The sequence below is a fragment of the Pontibacter beigongshangensis genome (assembly GCF_014332515.1).
GTDB lineage: Bacteria > Bacteroidota > Bacteroidia > Cytophagales > Hymenobacteraceae > Pontibacter > Pontibacter beigongshangensis.
On the sequence record NZ_VFSD01000003.1, the window covers coordinates 257,269 to 278,226 of the forward strand.

At 49.7% G+C, this 20,958-nt stretch carries 17 protein-coding genes; 7 read left to right on the forward strand and 10 right to left on the reverse strand.

Translation table 11 applies throughout. The features are described 5' to 3' along the window. Positions 1–41: 41 nt before the first annotated feature. Together hrpB and FJM74_RS04725 are read right to left on the reverse strand one after the other, a co-directional pair. Positions 42–2,498, reverse strand: a complete 2,457-nt coding sequence (gene hrpB / locus FJM74_RS04720) for an ATP-dependent helicase HrpB (RefSeq protein ID WP_187261411.1) — start codon at positions 2,496–2,498, stop codon at positions 42–44. 150 nt (positions 2,499–2,648) lie between these two features. Next, on the reverse strand, positions 2,649–4,382 hold the full coding sequence (locus FJM74_RS04725; protein ID WP_187261412.1) for a DUF262 domain-containing protein: 1,734 nt from the start codon (positions 4,380–4,382) through the stop codon (positions 2,649–2,651). A 310-nt stretch (positions 4,383–4,692) separates the two neighbouring features. Here FJM74_RS04725 and FJM74_RS04730 point away from each other — a divergent pair, with 310 nt between their 5' ends. Both FJM74_RS04730 and FJM74_RS04735 read left to right on the forward strand, forming a co-directional pair. Further along, the gene (locus tag FJM74_RS04730) at positions 4,693–5,238 is read left to right on the forward strand and encodes an REP-associated tyrosine transposase (protein WP_187261413.1); all 546 of its coding nucleotides are present in this window, start codon (positions 4,693–4,695) and stop codon (positions 5,236–5,238) included. Between the two features lie 74 nt (positions 5,239–5,312). Continuing rightward, positions 5,313–5,654: an ASCH domain-containing protein gene (locus tag FJM74_RS04735; protein WP_187261414.1), complete on the forward strand. Its 342-nt coding sequence runs from the start codon at positions 5,313–5,315 to the stop codon at positions 5,652–5,654. Positions 5,655–5,906: 252 nt separating this feature from the next. On the opposite strand, the gene FJM74_RS04740 is transcribed toward FJM74_RS04735, so the two are convergent. The 3 genes from FJM74_RS04740 to FJM74_RS04750 form a co-directional block, all read right to left on the reverse strand. Then, positions 5,907–6,416 carry an SRPBCC family protein gene (locus FJM74_RS04740; protein WP_187261415.1) on the reverse strand — a complete coding sequence of 170 codons (510 nt, stop codon included), beginning with the start codon at positions 6,414–6,416 and terminating at the stop codon, positions 5,907–5,909. Then, entirely contained in the window at positions 6,413–6,733 is a 321-nt protein-coding gene (locus FJM74_RS04745) for an ArsR/SmtB family transcription factor (protein ID WP_187261416.1), read from the reverse strand. The genes FJM74_RS04740 and FJM74_RS04745 overlap by 4 nt, the downstream gene beginning before the upstream one ends. Before the next feature lie 670 nt (positions 6,734–7,403). Then, on the reverse strand, positions 7,404–8,549 hold the full coding sequence (locus FJM74_RS04750) for an acyltransferase family protein (protein WP_187261417.1): 1,146 nt from the start codon (positions 8,547–8,549) through the stop codon (positions 7,404–7,406). Positions 8,550–9,336: 787 nt separating this feature from the next. Between FJM74_RS04750 and FJM74_RS04755 the strand changes: the two genes are divergently transcribed. Beyond that, on the forward strand, positions 9,337–9,933 hold the full coding sequence (locus FJM74_RS04755) for a hypothetical protein (protein ID WP_187261418.1): 597 nt from the start codon (positions 9,337–9,339) through the stop codon (positions 9,931–9,933). 230 nt (positions 9,934–10,163) lie between these two features. Here the strand turns inward: FJM74_RS04755 and FJM74_RS04760 are convergent, their stop codons facing one another. Both FJM74_RS04760 and FJM74_RS04765 read right to left on the reverse strand, forming a co-directional pair. Then, complete coding sequence (locus tag FJM74_RS04760; RefSeq protein ID WP_187261419.1) at positions 10,164–10,511, reverse strand: hypothetical protein; 348 nt, start codon at positions 10,509–10,511, stop codon at positions 10,164–10,166. A gap of 233 nt (positions 10,512–10,744) precedes the next feature. Then, entirely contained in the window at positions 10,745–12,115 is a 1,371-nt protein-coding gene (locus FJM74_RS04765) for an NfeD family protein (RefSeq protein WP_187261420.1), read from the reverse strand. 57 nt (positions 12,116–12,172) lie between these two features. On the opposite strand from FJM74_RS04765, the gene FJM74_RS04770 reads away from it, so the two are divergent. From FJM74_RS04770 to FJM74_RS04780, 3 genes are all read left to right on the forward strand, one after another. Then, a complete protein-coding gene (locus tag FJM74_RS04770) occupies positions 12,173–12,982 on the forward strand; it encodes a DUF4905 domain-containing protein (protein WP_187261468.1) in 810 nt (269 codons plus the stop codon). Positions 12,983–12,996: 14 nt separating this feature from the next. Next, complete coding sequence (locus tag FJM74_RS04775; RefSeq protein WP_187261421.1) at positions 12,997–14,013, forward strand: LysM peptidoglycan-binding domain-containing protein; 1,017 nt, start codon at positions 12,997–12,999, stop codon at positions 14,011–14,013. Positions 14,014–14,392: 379 nt separating this feature from the next. After that, a complete protein-coding gene (locus FJM74_RS04780) occupies positions 14,393–15,169 on the forward strand; it encodes a TIGR02757 family protein (protein WP_187261422.1) in 777 nt (258 codons plus the stop codon). Between the two features lie 85 nt (positions 15,170–15,254). On the opposite strand, the gene FJM74_RS04785 is transcribed toward FJM74_RS04780, so the two are convergent. Further along, entirely contained in the window at positions 15,255–15,827 is a 573-nt protein-coding gene (locus FJM74_RS04785) for a pentapeptide repeat-containing protein (protein ID WP_187261423.1), read from the reverse strand. A 349-nt stretch (positions 15,828–16,176) separates the two neighbouring features. Further along, entirely contained in the window at positions 16,177–16,626 is a 450-nt protein-coding gene (locus tag FJM74_RS04790) for a YhcH/YjgK/YiaL family protein (protein WP_187261424.1), read from the reverse strand. Between the two features lie 207 nt (positions 16,627–16,833). Between FJM74_RS04790 and FJM74_RS04795 the strand changes: the two genes are divergently transcribed. Then, positions 16,834–19,221 (forward strand): endonuclease MutS2, encoded by a 2,388-nt coding sequence (locus tag FJM74_RS04795; RefSeq protein WP_187261425.1) that lies wholly within the window; start codon positions 16,834–16,836, stop codon positions 19,219–19,221. Between the two features lie 504 nt (positions 19,222–19,725). Here the strand turns inward: FJM74_RS04795 and FJM74_RS04800 are convergent. Next, positions 19,726–20,811, reverse strand: coding sequence for an FUSC family protein (locus FJM74_RS04800; protein ID WP_187261426.1), 1,086 nt, complete (start codon positions 20,809–20,811; stop codon positions 19,726–19,728). Positions 20,812–20,958 lie beyond the last annotated feature (147 nt).

The following is a 20,958-nucleotide window of genomic DNA, read 5'->3' on the forward strand; positions in this document are numbered from 1 at the left end:
TTAGCAGGTAGCTGCCGCACAAATAGCTACAAGTAAAGGCCTTATCCTGCCAGTCGCTCCCATTTCACCTCCGGGAACACGGCCTCCAGCTGCCGCCTGATCACCCGGTAATTTCCTTTCCAGAAACCTGCCAGGTCCGATACAGTAGTGATCGGTTTTAGGTCCGGGGTGAGCAGGGCCAGTTCTACAGTCATCTCGCCTTCGTCTACGGTCGGGCTATGCTCCCAGGCCAGCACATCCTGCAGGCGTATTTCCAGCTTTGGCTGCTCTCCGTTCAGCTTATAGGCCAGCTCTATGGAGGAACCATCCGGCAACACCAGAGTGGCCGGGGCCAGAACATTGAGGCGGGCGCGTTGTTCATCGTTCAGGTACTTGGCTTCCAATATCGGCAGCAGCTCCAGTTGCATCAGGTCGTCGGGGGCCTCTATGTCCGGGAGGTAAGGGCGGAGCCAGTCCCAGTTGGTCATGAGCAGCGTGGAGGTGCTGACGTCGGGCCAGCTTTCCTGTGGGCGCCACTTGCGGAGACTCAGCACGCGGTTCTGCCATTGCGTTACGGCCTCATTGAAGTCCAGCAGGTGCTCGCCTTCGTGTTTAATGGCTTCGGAGATGGCGGGTAGCCGGTGCTTCTCATCCGGGGCCGGAAGCGGTTTGCTTTGCAGCACGATGCTGCCGATGCGGGTGTCGAGGGAGGCGGTGAGTTCGCCGTCGTTTACATCCCAGTGGTAGACTTCCTGCTGCTTTACGAGCGGGGCCAGGTCTTTGGGGTTGAGCGGTGAGGCCAGGAAGATGCGGCCTGGATTGTCGCTTCCGCCAGCGTGCAGGTGCGCGATGGCGAGCCAGGGCTCGTGCGCCAGGTCGTCGCGGTGGCCGGCGGAGGCGTATTTGCCGTTGGCCAGCTGGAACTGCGCGTTGTTGCCGGGGCGGGCGTAGGCGATGCGCTCGGGGTAGCAGTGCGCCAGCAGCACGCCGGTTTCAAATTCGTCGTAGGGGCTGTTGTCGGGTTCTATGCTGAAGAGGCTGCGGTACGAGCGGGCTACTTTCTCGATCTTGCCGAAACGCTTGCCCTGTCCCTGCTCCTTCCGGTAACGTCGCAAGGCTTCTATTCTTAAATTAATGTCGATGCCGGCGTTGCGGTCCAGCGGGTCGCGCTCTTCCAGGATAGCGGCAATATCGGAGGCCAGCGCTACCTGGTCGGCTTCTTCGGCTTTGAGCAGCATATGTGCGATGCGCGGGTGGCAGGGCAGCGCGTGCATCTTTTTGCCATGCTCCGTAATGCGGCCATGCTCCAGCGCCTGCAGCTGGTGCAGCATGTCGGTAGCATATTGCAGCGCCGCGCGTGGCGGCGGATTCAGCCAGGTCAGGCCCCGGATATCCATGATGCCCCACTGCGCCATATCGAGCACCAGCGAGGACAGGTCGGCTTCCAGAATTTCGGGGGTGCGGTGCGGGGCCATGCGCTCGTGCGTGGTTTTACTCCACATGCGGTAGGCGGTGCCGGGCCCCAAGCGACCGGCGCGACCGGCGCGCTGGTCGGCGGCGTCTTTGGAGATGCGCACCGTCTCGAGCCGCGACAAACCCGACTTCGGATCGAAGCGGGAGGTTTTGCCGTAGCCGGTATCTACCACCACCGAAATGCCTTCTATAGTGAGGCTGGTTTCGGCGATGCTGGTGGCGAGCACTACTTTGCGTTTGCCGTTGCGGTCGGGCATAATGGCGGCGTACTGCTTGTTGAAGGGCAGCATTCCAAACAAGGGATGTATGGCAAAACCGCGCAGCTGCCGCCGCAGGAGCTCCTCCACTTTCCGGATGTCGTTTTCGCCGGGCAGAAACACCAGTATATCGCCCTGCTGCTCCTGCGCTGCCTGCTGCACGACCTTGGCCGTTAGTTCGGGCAGCATACGGTCGTCGGCATCGCCGGTGTAGATCGTTTCGATGGGGTATTGCCGCCCCATGCTTTGCGCCACCGGGGCCTTGAGCAGGCTCGTGAGCTGCGGCATGTCCAGCGTGGCCGACATCACCAGGATACGGAGGTCCGGGCGCAGCGTGTGCTGCGCTTCCCGGCTCAGGGCCATGGCGACATCGGCATGGATGCTGCGCTCATGAAATTCATCAAAGATCACGATGCCTACTCCTGTAAGGGAGCGGTCGCTGTGGATCATGCGGGTGAGGATGCCTTCGGTTACGACCTCGATGCGGGTGTGCTCCGAGATGCGGGTCTCGAAACGGATGCGGTAACCGACGGTCTGGCCTACCTCCTCGCCCAGCAGCTGCGCCAGGCGCTCGGCAATGGTTTTGGCCGCCAGCCGCCGCGGCTCCAGCATGATGATCTTCTGGCCCTGCAGCCAGGCCTCGTCCAGCAAAGCCAGCGGCAGCAAAGTGCTTTTACCGGCTCCGGGAGGGGCGTTTACAATCAGCGTGTTCTGCACTGACAGGTGCTCTCTGACGGCAGGTATGATTTCCCGAACAGGGAGGTCTATGGTGAATGGGTTGAAAGGCAAGGGGGATATTTGAAGTAATGAATTTACAATTTAAATGATATGACAAATTTAGGTAAAGGCGAGAACAACCAATGACAGAATATCACAAATTTGTGCAAGTAGAACAATAACGAAAGCCGATCTAGATCGGTTTTCGTTATTTAACTCAATTTAGTTTTTCCATCTTTCAACAGCAAACTTAGCTAATAGTTTTCCTCTTTGGATAATCATCTTATCATCCCAAACGTCATACTCAGCGATGTCTCGCTTAGATGTTAATTCCGAGTTAGAATAAATCTTCTTTTTACTGTTAAAGTCTTTGTTAGTGAGCTGTCCATTATTCTTTGTAATTACAAGATTGCCTAAATAATGAGTATTCATCAAACTCTTTTCTCCTGGAATCGAATTTTGTGAATGAATGTGCTCAACTGTATAATTTTTACAATCAAAGAACTTCTTTAACTCTTGTAAAGTGAAGCTTGATCTATTTTCTAATGTTCTAAAAACCTCATATTCATATAGGAAGTACTTAATAGTATCAGTTTCCCAATCATTGTATGCCTGCTTATTTACTATTGCGTTTTTGAAGTCGTTATTGGTGTTATACTTTGCAATTATGGATCTAAGTTCTTTTTTAAGATCTGTAAAATTTATTTTGTTTGTCTTCACTTTATAAGCTAACTCATATATTAATTGCTGCCCTGTATTTGCCTTTTTGTCACCAATACAGTATAGCCGAATAGCAAGTACTTCGAGTATATCTAAAATAGGTTTTAGATAGCTTAATTTATATTTAGGATTGGTCATAACAGCTAATAAGATCGGAATAAAAGCATCTAACTTATTAAGTATTCGCAATCTGTGTAAACCATCATTTATTTCTTTACTCTCAAATGTCTGGTTTGAAAGCTTTTTATACTCTTTAGCTGACTTTACTAAAAAATTGATGAAATCTTTAATATCATTTACCTTTGACTCTTTTAGCTTTTCATTTGTGTCAAATAAATCCATATCTTTATGAATTATTTTCTTAGGGATTAAGTCAGTCTTTACTTTTTTGTGAATATCACCTAGATCTTTAGTCTGACCTGTGAATACTAAATAGGAGTCCTTTAAAAACTGATTTTCTAATTTAGTAATATTGGTAAAATTCCTAATCTTCATCAGGTCGGAAAAAAGTTCACCAAACTTCCTATTAACTTCTATAGCAAGTTTATTTTTATTCAACCGATGACACACATAAACAAGGTAGTTCTTAATTTTGTCTATATCTGATAATGGTAGTCCCCTATCATTCATAGTTTCAAAAATAAGTCCTACTTCAGCTTCTTGTTCCAATTCAAAAATGTTGACTTTAAACTTGGATAATAAATTATCATAAAGTTGAAGTGCCTTTCTTTCCTTAATTCTTTCAAAATATTTCTCAAAATAAATTCTTGCAAATATTAAATTCTTCTGAGTCTTGTTCTGTGGGGTTTTATTTTCTAAGTTCTTTATATCTTCTTCTGTAATTAAATACTTAAGAAAGTTCTGATTACTTGGGTCGTTTAACCTAAGGAAGGTTTTATCCTTAAAAATTACGTTGTTTATAATCTCTTCATCAGCCTTGCCAAGCTTTTTAAGTCTAAAATAAAGACTTATTAGAAAAAGATGAATTGTAGTTAATCTTTGTTGACCATCTACAATATCATATTTTGGACGTGTTTTAATTCCAATTTTTTCATCACCATTTTCTACTCTAATAAGAGTAATTGTTCCAGTATAATGTTCCTTTACATACTCAACATCTTCTAAGTCATCTTTGAACTCTTGTATTTGTTCCTTTGTCCATGAGTAGCCGCGTTGATATTCTGGAATAGTGAAAATGCCATGTTTTAGTAAATTATCAACTGTAGTTAAATCCATCCTTTATAATTTTTTTAATAACTTGTTCAAGAAGTTACAATATATTAATAAAAGTTAATATCCCCCGCTGGCGCGAGCTTGCAGCTCGTGCTTTTCCCTCTCCACGAGCTTTAACTTTAAACAGAAGCCCCAAACACTTTGGTAGCAGCATGCTATAGGTATGTACATGGTCAGAACAACGGAGGCACGAGCTGCAAGCTCGCGCCAGCAAGTACCAGCAATTATATAATTGCCAGCAACGCTCTGCAAGGTTCCGGTAAATAGGTAGCTTCTGAACCTGAAAATAGCTATTGACAGTATAATCCTGAACATGAGCCGGAAGTATAAATTTCATAACCAGGAAGGGCTGTACTTTGTGAGCTTTACGGTGGTGTACTGGATAGACGTTTTTACGCGGGAGGAGTACTTTGCTATACTTACCAACAGCCTGGACTACTGCCGGAAAAACAAAGGCATGGAGATCTATGCCTGGTGCATCATGCCAAGCCACGTGCACCTCGTCTTTCGAGCAAGAGACAATAACCCAAGCGTGCTGCTGAAGGAGCTGAAAACTCATACTTCCAAACAAATCCAAAAAGCTATCTCCGAACACAACCAGGAGAGCCGTAAAGAGTGGATGCTGTGGCTGATGGAACGGGCAGGCCTGAAGAACAGCAACGTGAAGCACCGGCAGTTCTGGCAGCAGCACAATAAGCCTATTGAGCTGTGGAGCGCCACGGTGATAGACCAAAAAATCGACTATATTCACAACAATCCAGTGGAGGCAGGTTTTGTGTCGGAGCCGGAGCATTGGAAGTATAGCAGTGCGATAAACTATAGCGGCGTTATTGGTGTGCTGGAGATTGATATTGCCTGAAGTATAGGGAGACACGAGCTAAAAGCTCGCGCCAGCGGGTGTAACAGCCTGGTATATTTTAAGTACATTAGCGCATGAGAAAAACTGAAACGGAGATCATCAACCACCTGCACTTTTATGAAAAATACCTTGAGCTGGTGCAGCAGGGCCAGAAAACGTCTACCGTCCGGTTAGGGTATGTTCTGCCAAACGCCATACAGTTGCCGCTGGTTTTTGGCGATATGCCTTTACCAGAAAAGGCACATATAGAAAAGCTGGATTTTACCAAATCGTTTGCCGACTTAACCGAGGCTGATGCCCTAACGGATGGCTGTGAGAGCCTGGAAAACCTCCGGGCAGACCTTAAAGTGTTTTATCCAGACATTACAGCTGAAGACCGTTGTACCATTATTTACTTTAAGTTGCTACCCGCTTAAAAATTAAAATGCAAGAGATTCCTTCGCTGGCGCGAGCTTGTAGCTCGTGCCTTTTTCTACTTCGCAGCTATACTATCCTTATTTTCACCAAGCAATGTTTTCAGTAAAAGTAATTACCCGGCTAGCAGCACGGAGAATCAGACAATGAAAGACCACTAAAAACTATAAAAGCGGGACTCTAAGGTTATGCACCAGCCCCGCTTTTATAGTATGCTATTCAATATAATCTCTTTTCTCTGCAGCCTACAAACCTTAGGCTTCCTGTTTCTGAGCAGCCAATAAGGCGTCAAGGCCTTCCATGGCCATGGTCAGGCCTTCTTTAAAGCCCATCTGGATGGTGGTTTCGAGTTGTGCCAGGTCATCGAACGTGATCAGGTTCTCTACTAAGGTATCTTCCTCTCTGGGTGTAAAGCTTACTTCCCACTTCGATTGCGGCATTTCTGTGTTTACCACGCCTTCCGCATCTGCAAAGCCATCCAGCGCGGTAAAGCGCTTTTTAGGGTCAATGGTCCTGTAATTAGCCAATGCCCAATGCTCTTCCCCTTCCGGACCAACCATGGCATAGTGCCAGTAGCCGCCTTCTCTGAAATCCATGGTTTTGGTGCGGGCTTTCCAGGGTTTAGGCGCCCACCACTGGTCCAGTATCTCACTTTTTGTGTAAGCATCCCACACCAGCGGGAGCTCTGCTGCAAACTCCCTTTTAACGGTGATTGTTTTGTTTTCCTTGTTCACGGAAAACTCGAATTCCAGGTCTTTTTTCATGGCTTATCTGTTTTTAGGTTTGATAATACGGTGTCAAGTTCGTTAAAACGGTCTTCCCAGATCTTTCGGAACTGTTCCAGCCATTTGTCTATTTCTTTCATTTTAGCAACTTCAAGCAGATAGTAAATTTCCCGCCCCTGCTGCTCCTGTTTTACAAGCTGGCACTCTACAAGTATCTGCAAGTGCTTTGAAACAGCTTGCCGACTGGTGTCAAAATGTTCGGCAATAGCATTCGGCGTCATGGCCTGCAAGGCAATTAAACCAATAATGGCTCTTCGGGTAGGGTCTGCTATCGCCTGAAAAACGTCTCTTCTCATTTCTAAATTAAAATACGCAACCTAATGATTGCTAATATATGAGCAATTAATCGGTTGCGCAAATTTTTTTTGATTTATTTTCAGTTAACCTGCTGAAATAGAAGCCGCTGCCTTTGTTTTGGAGCCGGAGCAGTGGAAGTAGAAGAGTGTCATCAGCTAACCTGCTTCCCCGCTGGCACGCGCTTTCAGCCTTATCCTGTCCCATACCTGGTCGGGAAGCGCTACATCGGCTATCAGATCGGCAGCCGTGTCTTTTTTATACATTCAATGCAGCCGCGTCCTTTGCTTCTCCGTTCCCTACCCCCTTACAAGGCTGAGTATTACCTGCAAGCGTCATAAGTCGCCCAAAATGTGGTTCTGCCGGGGGAAAGAGCCGGGTGCTTCGGCTTGTTAAATCTGCTGATTTATGGGACAGGATAAGGCTTAGAGCTCGCGCCAGCAGGTATATTGGCGCAAGACAATAGCAGGCAATACGCTAATTTTCTTCCAGGGTACAATGAAGAACGGATTGAGGAGAAAGGCTGGAAGACTTAACTGGCCACTAACTCCGCTGCAGTCCTTCATTTGCAACTCCTCTAAGATTCTGATTATTAACAGAATAAATTATTCACTTTTCCCTATGCGCCTGCGTTAACTGGATTGTTTTCTTACTTTAAGGTCAGGACTATTCCTACTTTGCCGGCACCGCCCCAACTTGAGAGGGAGGTGCATCTGCCTTTACAGGTGACATCATGGCTGGCACATCTTTTTGGTATTGGAAGTGCTTCTTTAAACTTAATATTGGCTGTTCAATTAATTTCCAGGAAACGTAGGAGACAAATAGCAGCAAACAAAATTTCTCCGCGCTTAAAAGGTAGAGGTTATAGCGGAATACAGATGCGGGTAAATGAGAATTTAAAAATGTAAATGTTTTATTTGTGAAGTGTGGTAACAGCAGGTGGTACAGGTAAATTCCGTAGCTTAGTTTGCCTATGAATATCAAAGGTTTATTGTTCAGGATCAGGTTATACAGAGTAGATTTACTCTCTTTGTTTAGGATAATGCCACATATTGCCCATACCGTACAAACCGCTGTAAGCGTACGGGAGGGAAGAATATACGGACCTGTGCCAGTTACCCGCACAACTTGTAGAATAGTACATCCTATTGCCAGAAAAAACAAAGTTAGATAATGAGCCCTTATCAGATCCGGCTTGTTAACATATACCCAGGCTAATAAGGCGCCTAGCCCAAGGCCATCAAAACATGACACCGTGAGGATATCCCCAAGCATGATATCCTTCAGTAGAAATTGAGCTGTCAGTCCGGTTAGGATGGAAGCTATAATAAAGGGAAGAACTAATTTTCTGTGCAGAAACACCATAAGCCATGGCCACAATAAATAAAACTGCTCTTCAACAGCCAACGACCAGAGGTGAGAAAGCATGCCATCCCAGTTCTGAGAGTAGAAGAAATGCAGGTTGGTGACATATGTGATGTAATACAAAATGTCGCTCCTGATGTTTGTACCTGTAGAAGGACCTAAAATAAACACCCCAGCAATTACCAGGTAATAAATCGGGAAAATGCGAAGTATCCTTCTTATAAAGAAGACTTTAATCAGTTTGCCTTTGGATATACTTTCCACCACCGCCTTGCGCCTACTCTGTAGCAATATTGTTGTTATCAGAAAGCCGCTTAATACAAAGAATATATCTACTCCATTATAAAAACTTGTATAATGATTGACCCAATGGTTTTCAGGAAACCAATGGGTAACCACCACCAGTAACACTGCAATAGCTCGGAGACTGTCCAGTTGCGAAATATAATTCATGTTCCAGCCAGATTAAAACGCTACAAGTGTTGGGTGCTTGTTTTAATTTTATTTTTAATAAATATAATTATAATAAAATTACTGTGCATCATTTTTTATATTTTATTTGATCTGACATTGCGGCTAGCTCACTTTTCAAAATCCTTCATCGACCCGCCTATTGCACGTGCCTTTCCCTATCCTGGTAATTTTTTTCCTGCTAAAGCAAAGGTTAGAGCCAAAGGGGTATTTTATTCTCCCGGAGGTTATGTGGGGCTAAGGAACGAGCCGTAACATTAAATATAAGCCTCAAACACTTTGCTAGCGGCACGCTATTGATAAAGGACATGGCCGGAACAACGGAGGCACGAGCTGCAAGCTCGCGCCAGTAAGTACCAGCGATTGTAGAATTGCCAGTAACTCTCAGCAAGTTAGCGGTATAAAGTCAACTCCTGGGCCTGAAAACAGCTACTGGCAGTATAATCCTGAACATGGGCCGGGAGTATAGATTTCAGAAGCAGGAGGGGCTGTACAGAGCGCATTTTGCGGGAGTATAGTCGAGGAGGGTAGTGAGGAAAACGTTTGCCCGGGAGTTTCCGGAAGAGTGTGTATAATGATTTTCTGAAATATTTTGGATCAGCAGTGGCAGGTATTATTATTTATAGTATTATTGAGGCAAAAAGGAATATTTATTTTATTGAGATCAGGGAGGAGAAAGCGTGGGTCTGTTTCCTTTCTGATAGAAATGCTACAGTTGCAGCTCCTGGCAATCTGTAGCCTGAGCACTATCTATTATCATAACCATACAATGAAGAAATCTGTACTTACTGTTTTTGCAAGCCTCTTTGCGCTCACGCTCTGTTTTGGACAGGATGTTATTACCACCAGGGCGGGCCTGGAGATTCAGGCCAGGATTTTTGAAGTGGGGCAAACGGAGGTAAAGTACAAGCGGTTCGACAACCTGGAAGGGCCTACGTTCATTATTCCGAAGTCTGAGATCCTGCTGGTGCTCTATGAGAATGGCACCAGCGACCTTTTCAGTGCCGACCCGCAGCAGGCTGCTTATGCTTCTGCCACCGCGGCTCCTGCTATTAACTACTACATGAAAGGCCAGGCCGATGCCATGATGTATTACGGCGGCTATAAGCCAGCCGCGACCGGTACCCTGGTGGCTGGCCTGGTGTCGCCGCTGCTGGGCCTGATACCGGCTATTGCCTGCTCGTCCACATCTCCTCAGCCCATGAGTCTGTACTCGCCGGATGCAGGTCTGATGGTGCAATCTGATTATCTGATGGGATACACCCACCAGGCCAAAAAAATAAAACAAGGCAAAGTCTGGAAAAACTGGGGAATCGCGTTTGGGGCAAACCTGGTGGCTGTGCTCTTGTTAACCGCCGGGCAGTAGGACCAGAGTCGCTGAAGCGCCGACCATAAGGGCGCTCCCAGGTTGCGCTGGTAACAAGAGATATGCTTTGCTATATAAAGAATTAGAAATTCAAAAGTAGAAATTATGGCAGCCGGGCTCTCTGGCAGCTTGGAAAGTCTCCAACCTTTTTTGAAGTTAAACTGGAACAATACCAGTCGGCAGCTTAGGTGCGGCAGTTTCTGCAGCAGGCCAGAACGATTCCCGCATGCCTATTCTCTCCTGCTGATAGAAAGAACCCGGATACCTGGCATAGCCCGGCTTTGGGTGGCAAGGCCGCAGCGACGATCTATCTGCTGCTGGAGTCGCTCAAACCTGACCCTGACCGGCACGGACGCTTCCGTTTTGAAGGCATCGCCTATATCGTCCTCATTGTCGGGTTTGTAGTTGGTATCGTTTATGACCAGATGAAAGCCGCAGCCATCCACCATGTATTCACCAGACCAGAACAGCATGCCATCGGCCTCCTCTGTAAGAGCCTTGGATTTGTCGGTGCAGGCGTTCAGGACGAGCAGGAGAGGTAGCAGCAAGAGCAGAACCGTCCGGAGGGGCTTTTTCATTCGCATAATTTGGTTGATGGTTGGTTGTTGATTGTCAGTTGCTGGCCTGATCTGGCCTGAGAAAGACCTCGCAGTGTGCGCAGCTCCTGCGAGCGGCTGGGGTGTAGCAGAAGCTCGCCTGAACGAAACCCTCACAGAAGCTGCCAGGTCTGTGCCAATTCAGATTATTTGAATGAAAATGCCCCTCCAGAGCTTCTGCTGCTCTACAACCTCATGCCTGCTACCACGCTGCCTCAGCTCACCGACTTAATCTCGACCCGCTTTACCCGCAGCGAGAAAGTGCTCTGATCTATTACCTGCACCGTCTCTCCTTTGTCGATATAGCCGTCCAGCGCCTGTGCGTCGTACATCACGTCGTCTATGAGCACCCGGCCGGTGGGTACCATGCGGGTGTGGGCGATGCCTGTTTTGCCGATCAGGTGGTCGGTGTTGTTGGCAGAGCGGTAACCTTCCTCACTCTCGAAGGTGTTTTGCAGCACCATGCGCTGCATGGCTTTGCTTCCCACCACGTGGCTCCAGGTGAGCGTGATCAGAATGACGGCCCCGATCATCCCCACCACTACCGCGATCATGCTTTTCATCAGGTCCTCGGAGGCAACAAACGTGAAGTCGAAGTTCTGGTTGTTCACCATGACCAGCACCAGCGACAGAAACACCACCACAATGCCACTGATGCCGGTAATGCCAAAACCGGGAATTACGAATACTTCCAGCGCGATCAGGACCAGACCCAGAATAAACAGCAGGATCTCCCAGTTCTCGGCAAGCCCGTTCAGGTAGTAAGGCGTCAGGTACAGAAAACCGGCTACCAGGGCAGCCAGAAGCGGGAATCCTACGCCCGGCGTCTGCAGCTCAAAATACAGTCCGCCCAGGATAATGAGCAGCAGAATGCCGCTGATAAAGGGGTTCAGAAAAAAAGAGATGATATTGTCGGCAGTACCAAGTTCAAAATGAATTATTTCGGCATCGGCAAGGTTCAACTGCTGCAGCACTTCGGGTATGGAGGAAGCCTTGCCTTCGCAAAAACCCAGTTTAATGGCTTCGGAGGTAGTCAGACTCAGGACCTGGCCGGCAGAGAGCGTGCTGTCTACGCTGGCCTCTACCATGGCCTCGGCCAGATGCGGGTTGCGGCCATTAGACTCCGCCGTGGAGCGCATAATGGAGCGCATATACGACTGGTACTTGCCGGGAGCGGCCTGGCCATCGGCGCCCACCACGGTGGCAGCGCCAATGTTGCCGCCCGGCGCCATGTAAATGCTGTCGCAGGCCAGCGAGATGAGGGCACCGGCAGAGGCGGCGTTGGAGTTGATGAACACATAGACCGGCTTCGGATATTCCATGAGGCGTTTCCGTATTTCGTCGGCGTCGTTCAGGGCTCCGCCAAAGGTGTCGAGCTCAAGCAAAACATGGTCGGCTTCCTGGCGGGTAGCTTCTTCCAGGGCCAGCTTGCTGTAGCGGTTGGTGCGGGGATCAATCTCTGATTCGATCTTCATCACAAACACCTTTGGCTTCTGCTCCTGGGCAGACGCCAAAAGGGGCAGCAGCAGGAAATATAACACCATGCAGAGTAGCTGCCCATGCGGTTGCTTTGTTATAGATTTCATAAATTTGAGTAACTTGATAAGAATCCAATAAGTTAACAAAAATAAAGATAGCATATCATCTCTCTCAGATTTAAATATAGCTTCGGAGCCGCCCTCTGGCGCCTCAAGCTCGATACCGCCTGTCGAAAACTAGCGCTGGAGGTCCGGGATGGCGACCTATTGCTGGCCTCTTTTTTCCTGCTCGACTGCGATCGGCTGGAGCTGCAGGAGCTGCAACTGACCCAGCCCAATGCCTGGTGGCAAGGGCTGGAAGACGCTCATGCCGGCCTGGTGCTGCTGCACGGCTACGGCGACCGGAAGCTGGGGCAGCACAAAGGCATCAGCGCACTGGCGGCAGGCGGGCAGGTGCTCTGGGAAAAGCCGGACCTCGCCTTTTACGGGCTGGGGGAGTGTGGCCTGTATGCCCACGAGGTAGCGCAGCCAGGCTCCGATTTCCGGCTGTTGCACCTGCCGGCTGGCGAGGAGGCCCGGCATCGCGTAAGCCAGGTAAAGGCGGCCGAGGAGGTGGCCCAGTTCAACAGGGCTCGTTTCAGCGAGTGCGTTTATCCGGTGCTGTACCTGGAGGGGGAGCCCTATTTTGAGGAGGTGCGCCGCTTTCTGGCTCATACACTGGCGGTAACCCCCGTAAGCGCCATAGAATATGCTGAGACAGAGGCATATATCCTGATAAGCTATTACGTAAGAACGAAAAATGAAAAGTTAGAGAACCTTCTGGTTGTTTTTGAGCTGGAAGGAAATTTCTGTTTCTCAGAGAGTCTCGCCTCCGAATTAAGTGGAATAGGTTCAGATACTTTTTTTATCTTTAGGGGCGATTTATATTTTATTCAGCAAAAGGAGATTCTGCAGATTCACAGCCTGCAATTTTAGTTTATATTTTAGCCATGAACCGAGTATTATTTGCTGCCCTTTTGGTAGCGCCATTTCTTTCTTTTTCAGCCGCAGCGTTAGGGACAGATGCCGTTCGCGATTCTGTGGGCGTTGAGTCTAAAAACGGGAGGCTATTTGTGCAGCATAAGGTGGAGCCCAAAGAAACGCTGTATGCCTTGGCGCGGAAGTATGGCGTTTCGGTTGCGCAGATCGTGGAAGCGAACCCTTCTGTGGAGAGCACTATCAAAATCGGTCAGGTTGTGCTTATTCCGCGTAGCAGGGCAGGGGCTACAGCTGCAGCAGCGCCGGTGCGCACTGCGCCGGTAGCCGCCACACCTGCCGGCACTCCGGCAGCCGCTGCCAGCAACCGCACCTTTGTGGTAACAGAACGCGGCGACAAAATACATGTGGTAGAGCCGGGGCAGACCTTGTACGCCATCTCCCGGATGCACGACGTGCGAATTGAGGACGTTAAGGCCTGGAACAATCTTCCGGGCAACCAGGTAAATATAGGCGCCCGGCTGATTGTAGGCAAAAATGTGCCGGTTACCTCGTCTAAGCCGCAATACGTGCCGGAGTCGGATGATGTGATAAACCGGGACCGCGCTGCCGAAACGGCCACTGCCGCTGCAGTGCCTGCGGGCAGCCCCTCCGGACCAGCCACTACCCCAGAATATACCACGATTGGTGCAGCCGCCGGAACCCCCTCCGCCGAAACAACCACAGCCCACAACGACACGGAGGAGAACATGGCCGGCGTGAAGAAGGTGCTGGAATCTGGCATGGCCGAAATGATAGACCCTAAAACAGACACCAACAAATACCTGGCGCTGCACAAGTCGGCCCCGGTAGGCACCATCATGCAGGTAAAAAATGCCATGAACAACCAGGTGGTGTATGTGCGCGTCATCGGCAAACTGCCCGACACCGGCTCCAACGACAAAGTAATTGTGCGGCTTTCTAAAAAAGCCTATCAGAAGCTCGGCGCTGTGGACCAGCGGTTCCGGGTAGAACTCTCGTATGTGCCGTAGGTTGGTTGCTGCCTGTTGATTGTTCGATATTTCACTTGAGTATACGTTTTACTTTATAAGCAGCAGCAGAACTTCTGAAGGGCCGTTTTGATTGGAATAATTTGAAAGATAGTATGCAAGAGCCTGAGCTGTAGTAGTTCAGGCTCTTCTGTTTACTTAATTGAGGAATAAGTAGTAGGGGGCGAGGCAGGTGACTGGCGCAATAATTGGAGATAAAAGTAGAATGCGACAACCATTCATCTGATAATTGCTGTTACGCATAAATTACTATGCGAGGGCCATTACCCCCAAGGGAGACACAAAATTGCTTGCGTAACAAAGCGAAAAGTTAAACCCGGATCCTCCTCAAAAACCATAACAGCTAAAAACCAACCTCTACATGAAACCAGACTTTAACAGCGTGAAGGCCTTGCTCGACGATCGTGCTGAAAAATACAACCAGCCCGGCTTTATTCCACACGACCCGATCTCCATTCCGCATCGCTTCACTAAAAAACAGGACATCGAGATAAGCGGCTTCTTTGCGGCCATCCTGGCCTGGGGGCAGCGCAAAACCATCATCAACAACTGCCTGAAGCTGATGGACTTCATGGACTACGCGCCACACGATTTTGTGCTGCACCACCAGGAGCAGGACCTGACCCGCTTCCTCGGCTTTAAGCACCGCACCTTCAACGATACCGACCTGCTGTACCTGCTGTTCTTTTTCAGGCAGTACTACCAGCGCCACGAGAGCCTCGAAACCGCATTTACGGGGGAGCAAAACCAGCTGCAGACCCAGAAGCAGCGGCTGGAGCATTTTCATAACACTGTCTTCAGCCTGGAAGAAGCGCCGCACCGCACCCGCAAGCACATCTCCACGCCGGCCCGAAAATCGGCCTGCAAGCGCCTGAACATGTACCTGCGCTGGATGGTGAGGCAAGACAAGGCCGGGGTCGATTTCGGTATCTGGCGCAACCTGCCCATGGCCGACCTCATTTGCCCCTGCGATGTGCACGTGGAGCGCGTAGCCCGCCGGCTCGGCCTCATTTCCCGCAAACAAATGGACTGGGAAACAGCCGAGGAACTCACCGCTCACCTCAGCGCCTTCGACCCAGCCGACCCGGTGCGCTACGACTTTGCGCTGTTTGGGCTGGGGGTGGAGGAGAAGTTTTAGGGGATGCTAATTGAGTACGCTGTCTTATCAAAACAGGCAGGAGGGCGCGCCAAAATCAATTTCTAATTTTGAATTTGAAATAGCGCTACTCCACCCGCAGTTCGTGCCTGGTTAGCAGTCCGGCGAGGCCATACTGCGAGAACCTGGCTTTTTTGATGTTGTTCAGGTCCGGGTCTATGTCGAAGTTATAGGCTGTCAGGAAGTCGGCGCTTTTTAGCTGGGTTTGGTTAAAGATCGCTCTTTCGAGGTTCGAGTTATCAAAGACGGCCTTTTCTAAATTTGCCTGGCTGAACATAACCTCTCGCAGCGATGAGTTGATAAACTTGGTGCCAGGCATTTTCTTCCGCATAAAGGAGGCGTAATCCAGGATGCATCCCTCAAAATGAACCGTAAAAAGCATGTCTTCGCACTCGCTGAAGTTTACGCCTGTCAGCTTACATTCCTTAAATTCTACCTGGTTCAGGGTTGTTCTGTTCAGCTTTAGCATGGCCAGGTTGCAGCCTACAAATGTGCAATCGAGGAAGCGGCAGCCGGAGAAGCTGCTGCCGGAGAAATCGCAAGCCTTAAACGTGCAGCTCTCAAACTCCCTGCCGCTCACGTGCTGCCCTGCGTAACTTACTTTTTCAAACGTTTTGTGCTGGTGGTAGGCTTCTTCCATTGGTTGATTTGAAAATTTGCAAATTTGAAGATCTGAAGATTCAGGGATTAACTTCCGGGGAAGATTTCTAAAATGAAAATTCCGCTTTCATTTTGGAAAGCCCTGTGTCCTTTTAGCAGGAGCAGAGCCTCCGGAGGGGCTTTTTCATTCAAATAATCTGGTACAGCCAATAACCTGCAGCTCCTGCGAGTGTTTGTTGCCAATAGCTTCTGCTTTGCCTACAGACACTCGCAGGAGCTGCGCACGCTGCGAGGTCTTTTTTCAGGCCTGATTAGTCCAGCAATCAACAACTAACTATTAGCAACCAATTATTCTAATCAAAAAGCCCCTCCGGAGGCAAAATAAACTGCTATTGCACCGCGATCTTGATCACCACCTTCCGGTGAGGCGTGGGGCTACCAAGTGGCGCGTGCACATCTTCCGGGAAAAAGATGGTGTAGAAACCTGCGGGCACATCTATCCAGGAGTTGGGCTTGTCAGGGAAAAAGGCCACATCGCGCTCTTCGGTGTAGGGCTCAGAAGGGGCTGAGCAGAGGCTCAGGTCCTGCCAGCCCATGCGGTCCACGCCCGACACGATGTACTGGATGTCGATGTACTTTTTATGCGCCTCCATGCGGGTCTGGTCCTGCGGCACACCGGTACCTTCCGATACGATCGCAAACAGCTCATCGTCCTGCAGCGTGTGCTTGCCCTGGTTAATAGTCTCCATATCGAAGGCCTGTAAAAAGTTGAAAGCCTTCTCAAAAAGCGGGTGCATGCCGTAGTAGCGCGATGCGTTCTGTAGTTTATCTAAGATCACGTTATTTAGTTAAAAGTTATAAGTTATAAGTTATAAGTTGGTATTTATTGCTTGCTTTTGTCAATCATCCCAAACCAACCACATTTTCAAATCTTCAAATCTTCAAATCCTCAAAATTCCATTTTGAATTTGCAGCGGCAGCGAACGAAACAGATAGCCAAATATGTTATGAAAAAGGCTAATTTTGCTACAAATTAAAAGATAACATTGATCTATCCAGATAACTTTGAAATAAAAATCGGTTTTTCGCAGGTGCGCGACATGCTTTCGGAGCTTTGCCTGAGTCCGTTGGGCCGCCACTTCGTGAAACGCATGCAGTTCCTGACCCGGCACGACCTGGTGCAGAAGCTTTTACAGCAAACAGACGAATTTAAACAACTCCTGGAGTCGGATGCCGAAATTCCGCTGCAGCACTACTACGACGTAACCGCTTACCTCGACCGGGCAACGCTGGAAGGTTCCTACCTCGATGTGTCGGCTTTTTTCGAGATCAAGATGTCGCTGCGAACCATTCGTGGCTCGCTCACCTTTATTTCAGGAACGGAAGAAGGTAAGTTTGAGGCCCTGAAAGCCCTCGGTGCCAACGTGGCCGTGGAGCGCTCGCTTATTGCTGCTTTAGATAAGGTAGTAGACGATGCCGGACTTGTCCGGGACGATGCCACGCCTGAGCTGCAGCGCCTGAAGCGGGAGCTGATTCACCAGCAAGGCATCCTGCGCAAGCAGATCCAGTCTATCATCAAGCATGCCAAGAGCCAGGGCTGGACCCCCGGCGACGCGGAGCCGACCATTCGCGGCGGCCGTCTCGTGATCCCGGTTATTGCCGAGCACAAGCGCCGCCTTAAAGGCCTGATTCACGATGAGTCGAACACAGGGCAGACCGTTTTTATTGAGCCGGAATCGATTTTCGAGCTCAACAACGATATCAAGGACCTGGAGAACGCCTATCACCGGGAGCTTATCCGGATCCTGATCGGCCTGACCAACACCCTGCGTGGCCACGTGCCGGAGCTGCGGAAAGCCTATCAGTACCTGGGCCTGCTCGACTTTATCCGGGCCAAAGCCGCTTTTGCACGTCGTGTGGAGGGAACCATCCCAACCTTGTTGAAATACCCGCACATCAGTTGGAAAGAGGCTTTTCACCCCTTGCTCTACCTCTCGCACAAGCAGCTGGGGCGGCCAACCGTGCCCATGAACCTGCAACTGAACCGCGACCAGCGCATCTTGCTTATTTCGGGTCCGAACGCAGGGGGTAAATCGGTGAGCCTGAAAACGGTGGGCCTGCTGCAGTATATGCTGCAGTGCGGCATGCTGATTTCAGCAGCTGATGGTTCGGAGGCCGGTATCTTCCAGGATATTTTTATTGACATCGGGGATGAGCAATCCATCGAAAACGACCTGAGTACCTACAGCTCCCACCTCACCAACATGAAAAAGTTCGTGACCGTGGCCGACAAGAACAGCCTGGTGCTGATAGACGAGTTTGGTACCGGCACAGAACCAGTGCTGGGTGGTGCTATAGCCGAGGCTGTGCTCCAGAACCTCAACGAGAGCAAAGTGTTTGGTGTCATCACTACGCACTACACCAACCTGAAGAACTTTGCCGAGCGCACACCCGGCATCGTGAACGGGGCCATGCGCTACGACCACAAAAACCTGCAGCCGCTCTACCAGCTCGAAATTGGCAAGCCCGGTTCGTCGTTTGCCATCGAGATAGCCCGAAAGATCGGGTTGCCAAAGCATATCGTAGACAAAGCCAGCAGCCTGGTAGGGAAAGATAAGATCCGCTACGACCGGTTGCTCGAAGAACTGGAAAGCGAGAAAATGGAGCTGGAGAACAAGCTGCGCGAGGTCGCGACACAGGAACGGAAGCTGAAAGCCTCGGTAAAAGACTATACCGACCTGAAGAACTTCCTCGACGAGAGCAAGCAGGATATCATGCGCGAGGCCAAAGGCAAAGCCAAGCTCCTGCTGAAAGACGCCAACCAGAAAATAGAGGCCACTATTCAGCAGATAAAGCAGAGCCAGGCCGAGAAGGAGCAGACCAAGCAGGCGCGCCAGGAGCTGGAGACCTTTGCCACCGAAGTGCGGAAGGAGGAGCCACGGCCAGCCTACAAACGCGTAGCAGCCGGCACCCTGAAAGAAGGAGACAACGTGGCGCTGATCGGGCAGGACTCTGTAGGGCAGATTGTCGGGATTAAAGGCAAAACGGCCGAAGTGATGTTTGGCGGCATGAAAACGATCGTGAAGGTCGATAACCTGGAAAGGGTAGAAGGGCAGGTGGCTACGAAAAAGAAAGCCAAGGCAGAAACAGGCTTTGCCCGCGGCATGAACATTACCCAACGCATGGCCGATTTCACCTCCACCCTCGACATAAGGGGAGAATATGCCGAAGATGCCCTGACCAAAGTCATGAACTTTACCGACGAAGCCATCATGCTCGGCATGCCTGAGATCAAGATCATTCACGGCCGTGGCAACGGCATTCTGCGCCAGATCGTGCGCGATTACCTGTACTCGGTGCGCGAAGTTGCCAGCCTGAGCAGCGAAGCCGAAGAAAGAGGCGGAGACGGTGCTACGCTGGCGGTGCTGAAGTAGGGTGAGAAAAAGCTGTTAAAACAAGAGAGGGCTCCAGCAACTGGAGCCCTCTCTTGTTTTAACAGCTCTGATTTGTTTGAGTTTTAATCGTTTTTAGCCGGGTTAGAGTAGTGTCCATAGCCGTCAGGCTAAGCAAAACGCTTTCGTGCTGTTCTTCCAGAAAACTTCACCGTCGGCCCTGGAGTGGCGTTTTTCGCCAACAAGCACAGCTGCTGTTCCCTTTGTGAATGTTTCAAATTAGCGTCTGACGGCCTTTTTCCTTCTCATCCTGACGGCTATAGGGTTGTGCCATATGGACTTTAGGCATGTGTTCTTCAGGCAGCAAGACTACTCCCGCGAGCTTTCAGCTCGTGGTTTTTATGAAGCGAGTTTTCAACTCGCATGGAACACGCCTCCAGGTTAAAAAATCAGATGCCCCTTCCGAGGTCAGACACTTCAATTATTCTAATGAAAAGGCCCCTCCGGAGCTGTTCTGGTCTGCTGCTGCACGGTATGGTCTTGTCATTAACTAACTTTTACCTCAGGAGAAAGAGGGTACAGGGTCTCTGTCTCTGCTACAATTCTGCCTAAATCAGTCATAATGCTTCCCATGTCCCGCAGCAGGGTCAGTGAGTTTAAATTATGCAGGCTTAGCAGGCTCCGCTTTTGTGCAACCTGTGCCTGTTCTATTGCTTTGCTCAGGTTTTCCAGGTTTTCAGGAGAGGCATCAATGGCTGCCTGACCATAGGCAGAAATATAGTTGGCGGTCGCCTCCATGGTGAGCTTTAGCTGCTGGGCATAAGGTTCCTGCAGCTGGGAGCGCTGGCTTAACTGCATGTCAGCCAGGCTCCTGCGGATTCCCCTGATTTGGATGGTGATGCTTTCCAGCTCGACGACGCACTCAGTAAGTTCAGCCAGCCTGTTGCGTTTGTGCGTCAGCAACAGGTTGTATTTGAGGCTCTGCTCCGCCAGTTCAAGCGTTTTCCGGCACTTCTCCGCCTCCTCAATTAGAGCATCCACTTCAGATCGCCCGGTTTTTACTTTCGTGCCCTCCGTATCGAGCAGGGCAGTGAGGCTGGTGAGCGTGCCTGCCGCCAGCTTGGTAAAGCTAAGGATACTTTGTTTTACATCAGGCACCGCATTCTGAGGCACCACCAGGGCATTTATCAGTACTGCTATAATAGAACCTAAGATGGTCTCAAATATCCTTTCATAGGCGTATCCTTCTTTAGACTGGCTGAAGGCAAAAACCAGCAGGGAGCTAATAGCCACCTGCGAAATGATCTGCTGGTTCATGCGCAACGCTTTGGCGATAGCCATTCCGATCAGGATGATGAAAAAAACAGAGACCGCCCCTATGCTAAACCAATGCCCCAGCAGCAGGCTGAGCAGCACGCCGCCGATTATGCCTACAATGCGCTGGGTGGCTTTATCTACGGAGTCTGCCACGGTTACCTGCACGGTAATAATAGCGGCAACAGCTGCAAAATAAGGGTATTCGGAGTGCAGCAGGCTGGCTGCTATAAACCAGGACAGGGCAGCGGCAAAGGCTGTTTTTACAATCTGTAAGGTCAGCCCAAACTTTTCGAGTATTTCTATGAACCTGTTCACAGATGATTCTTACTTCCCGGATGCAATTTAGTTCGTCCTTATTTTAGTCATGATCAAGAGGTGGTTAGGTGCTGAGGCTGTAGGGTACATGTAAACGGAAGATTTTAGGGCAGAAGATCGCTCCCTGAAGCATCAAGCATCCGCCAG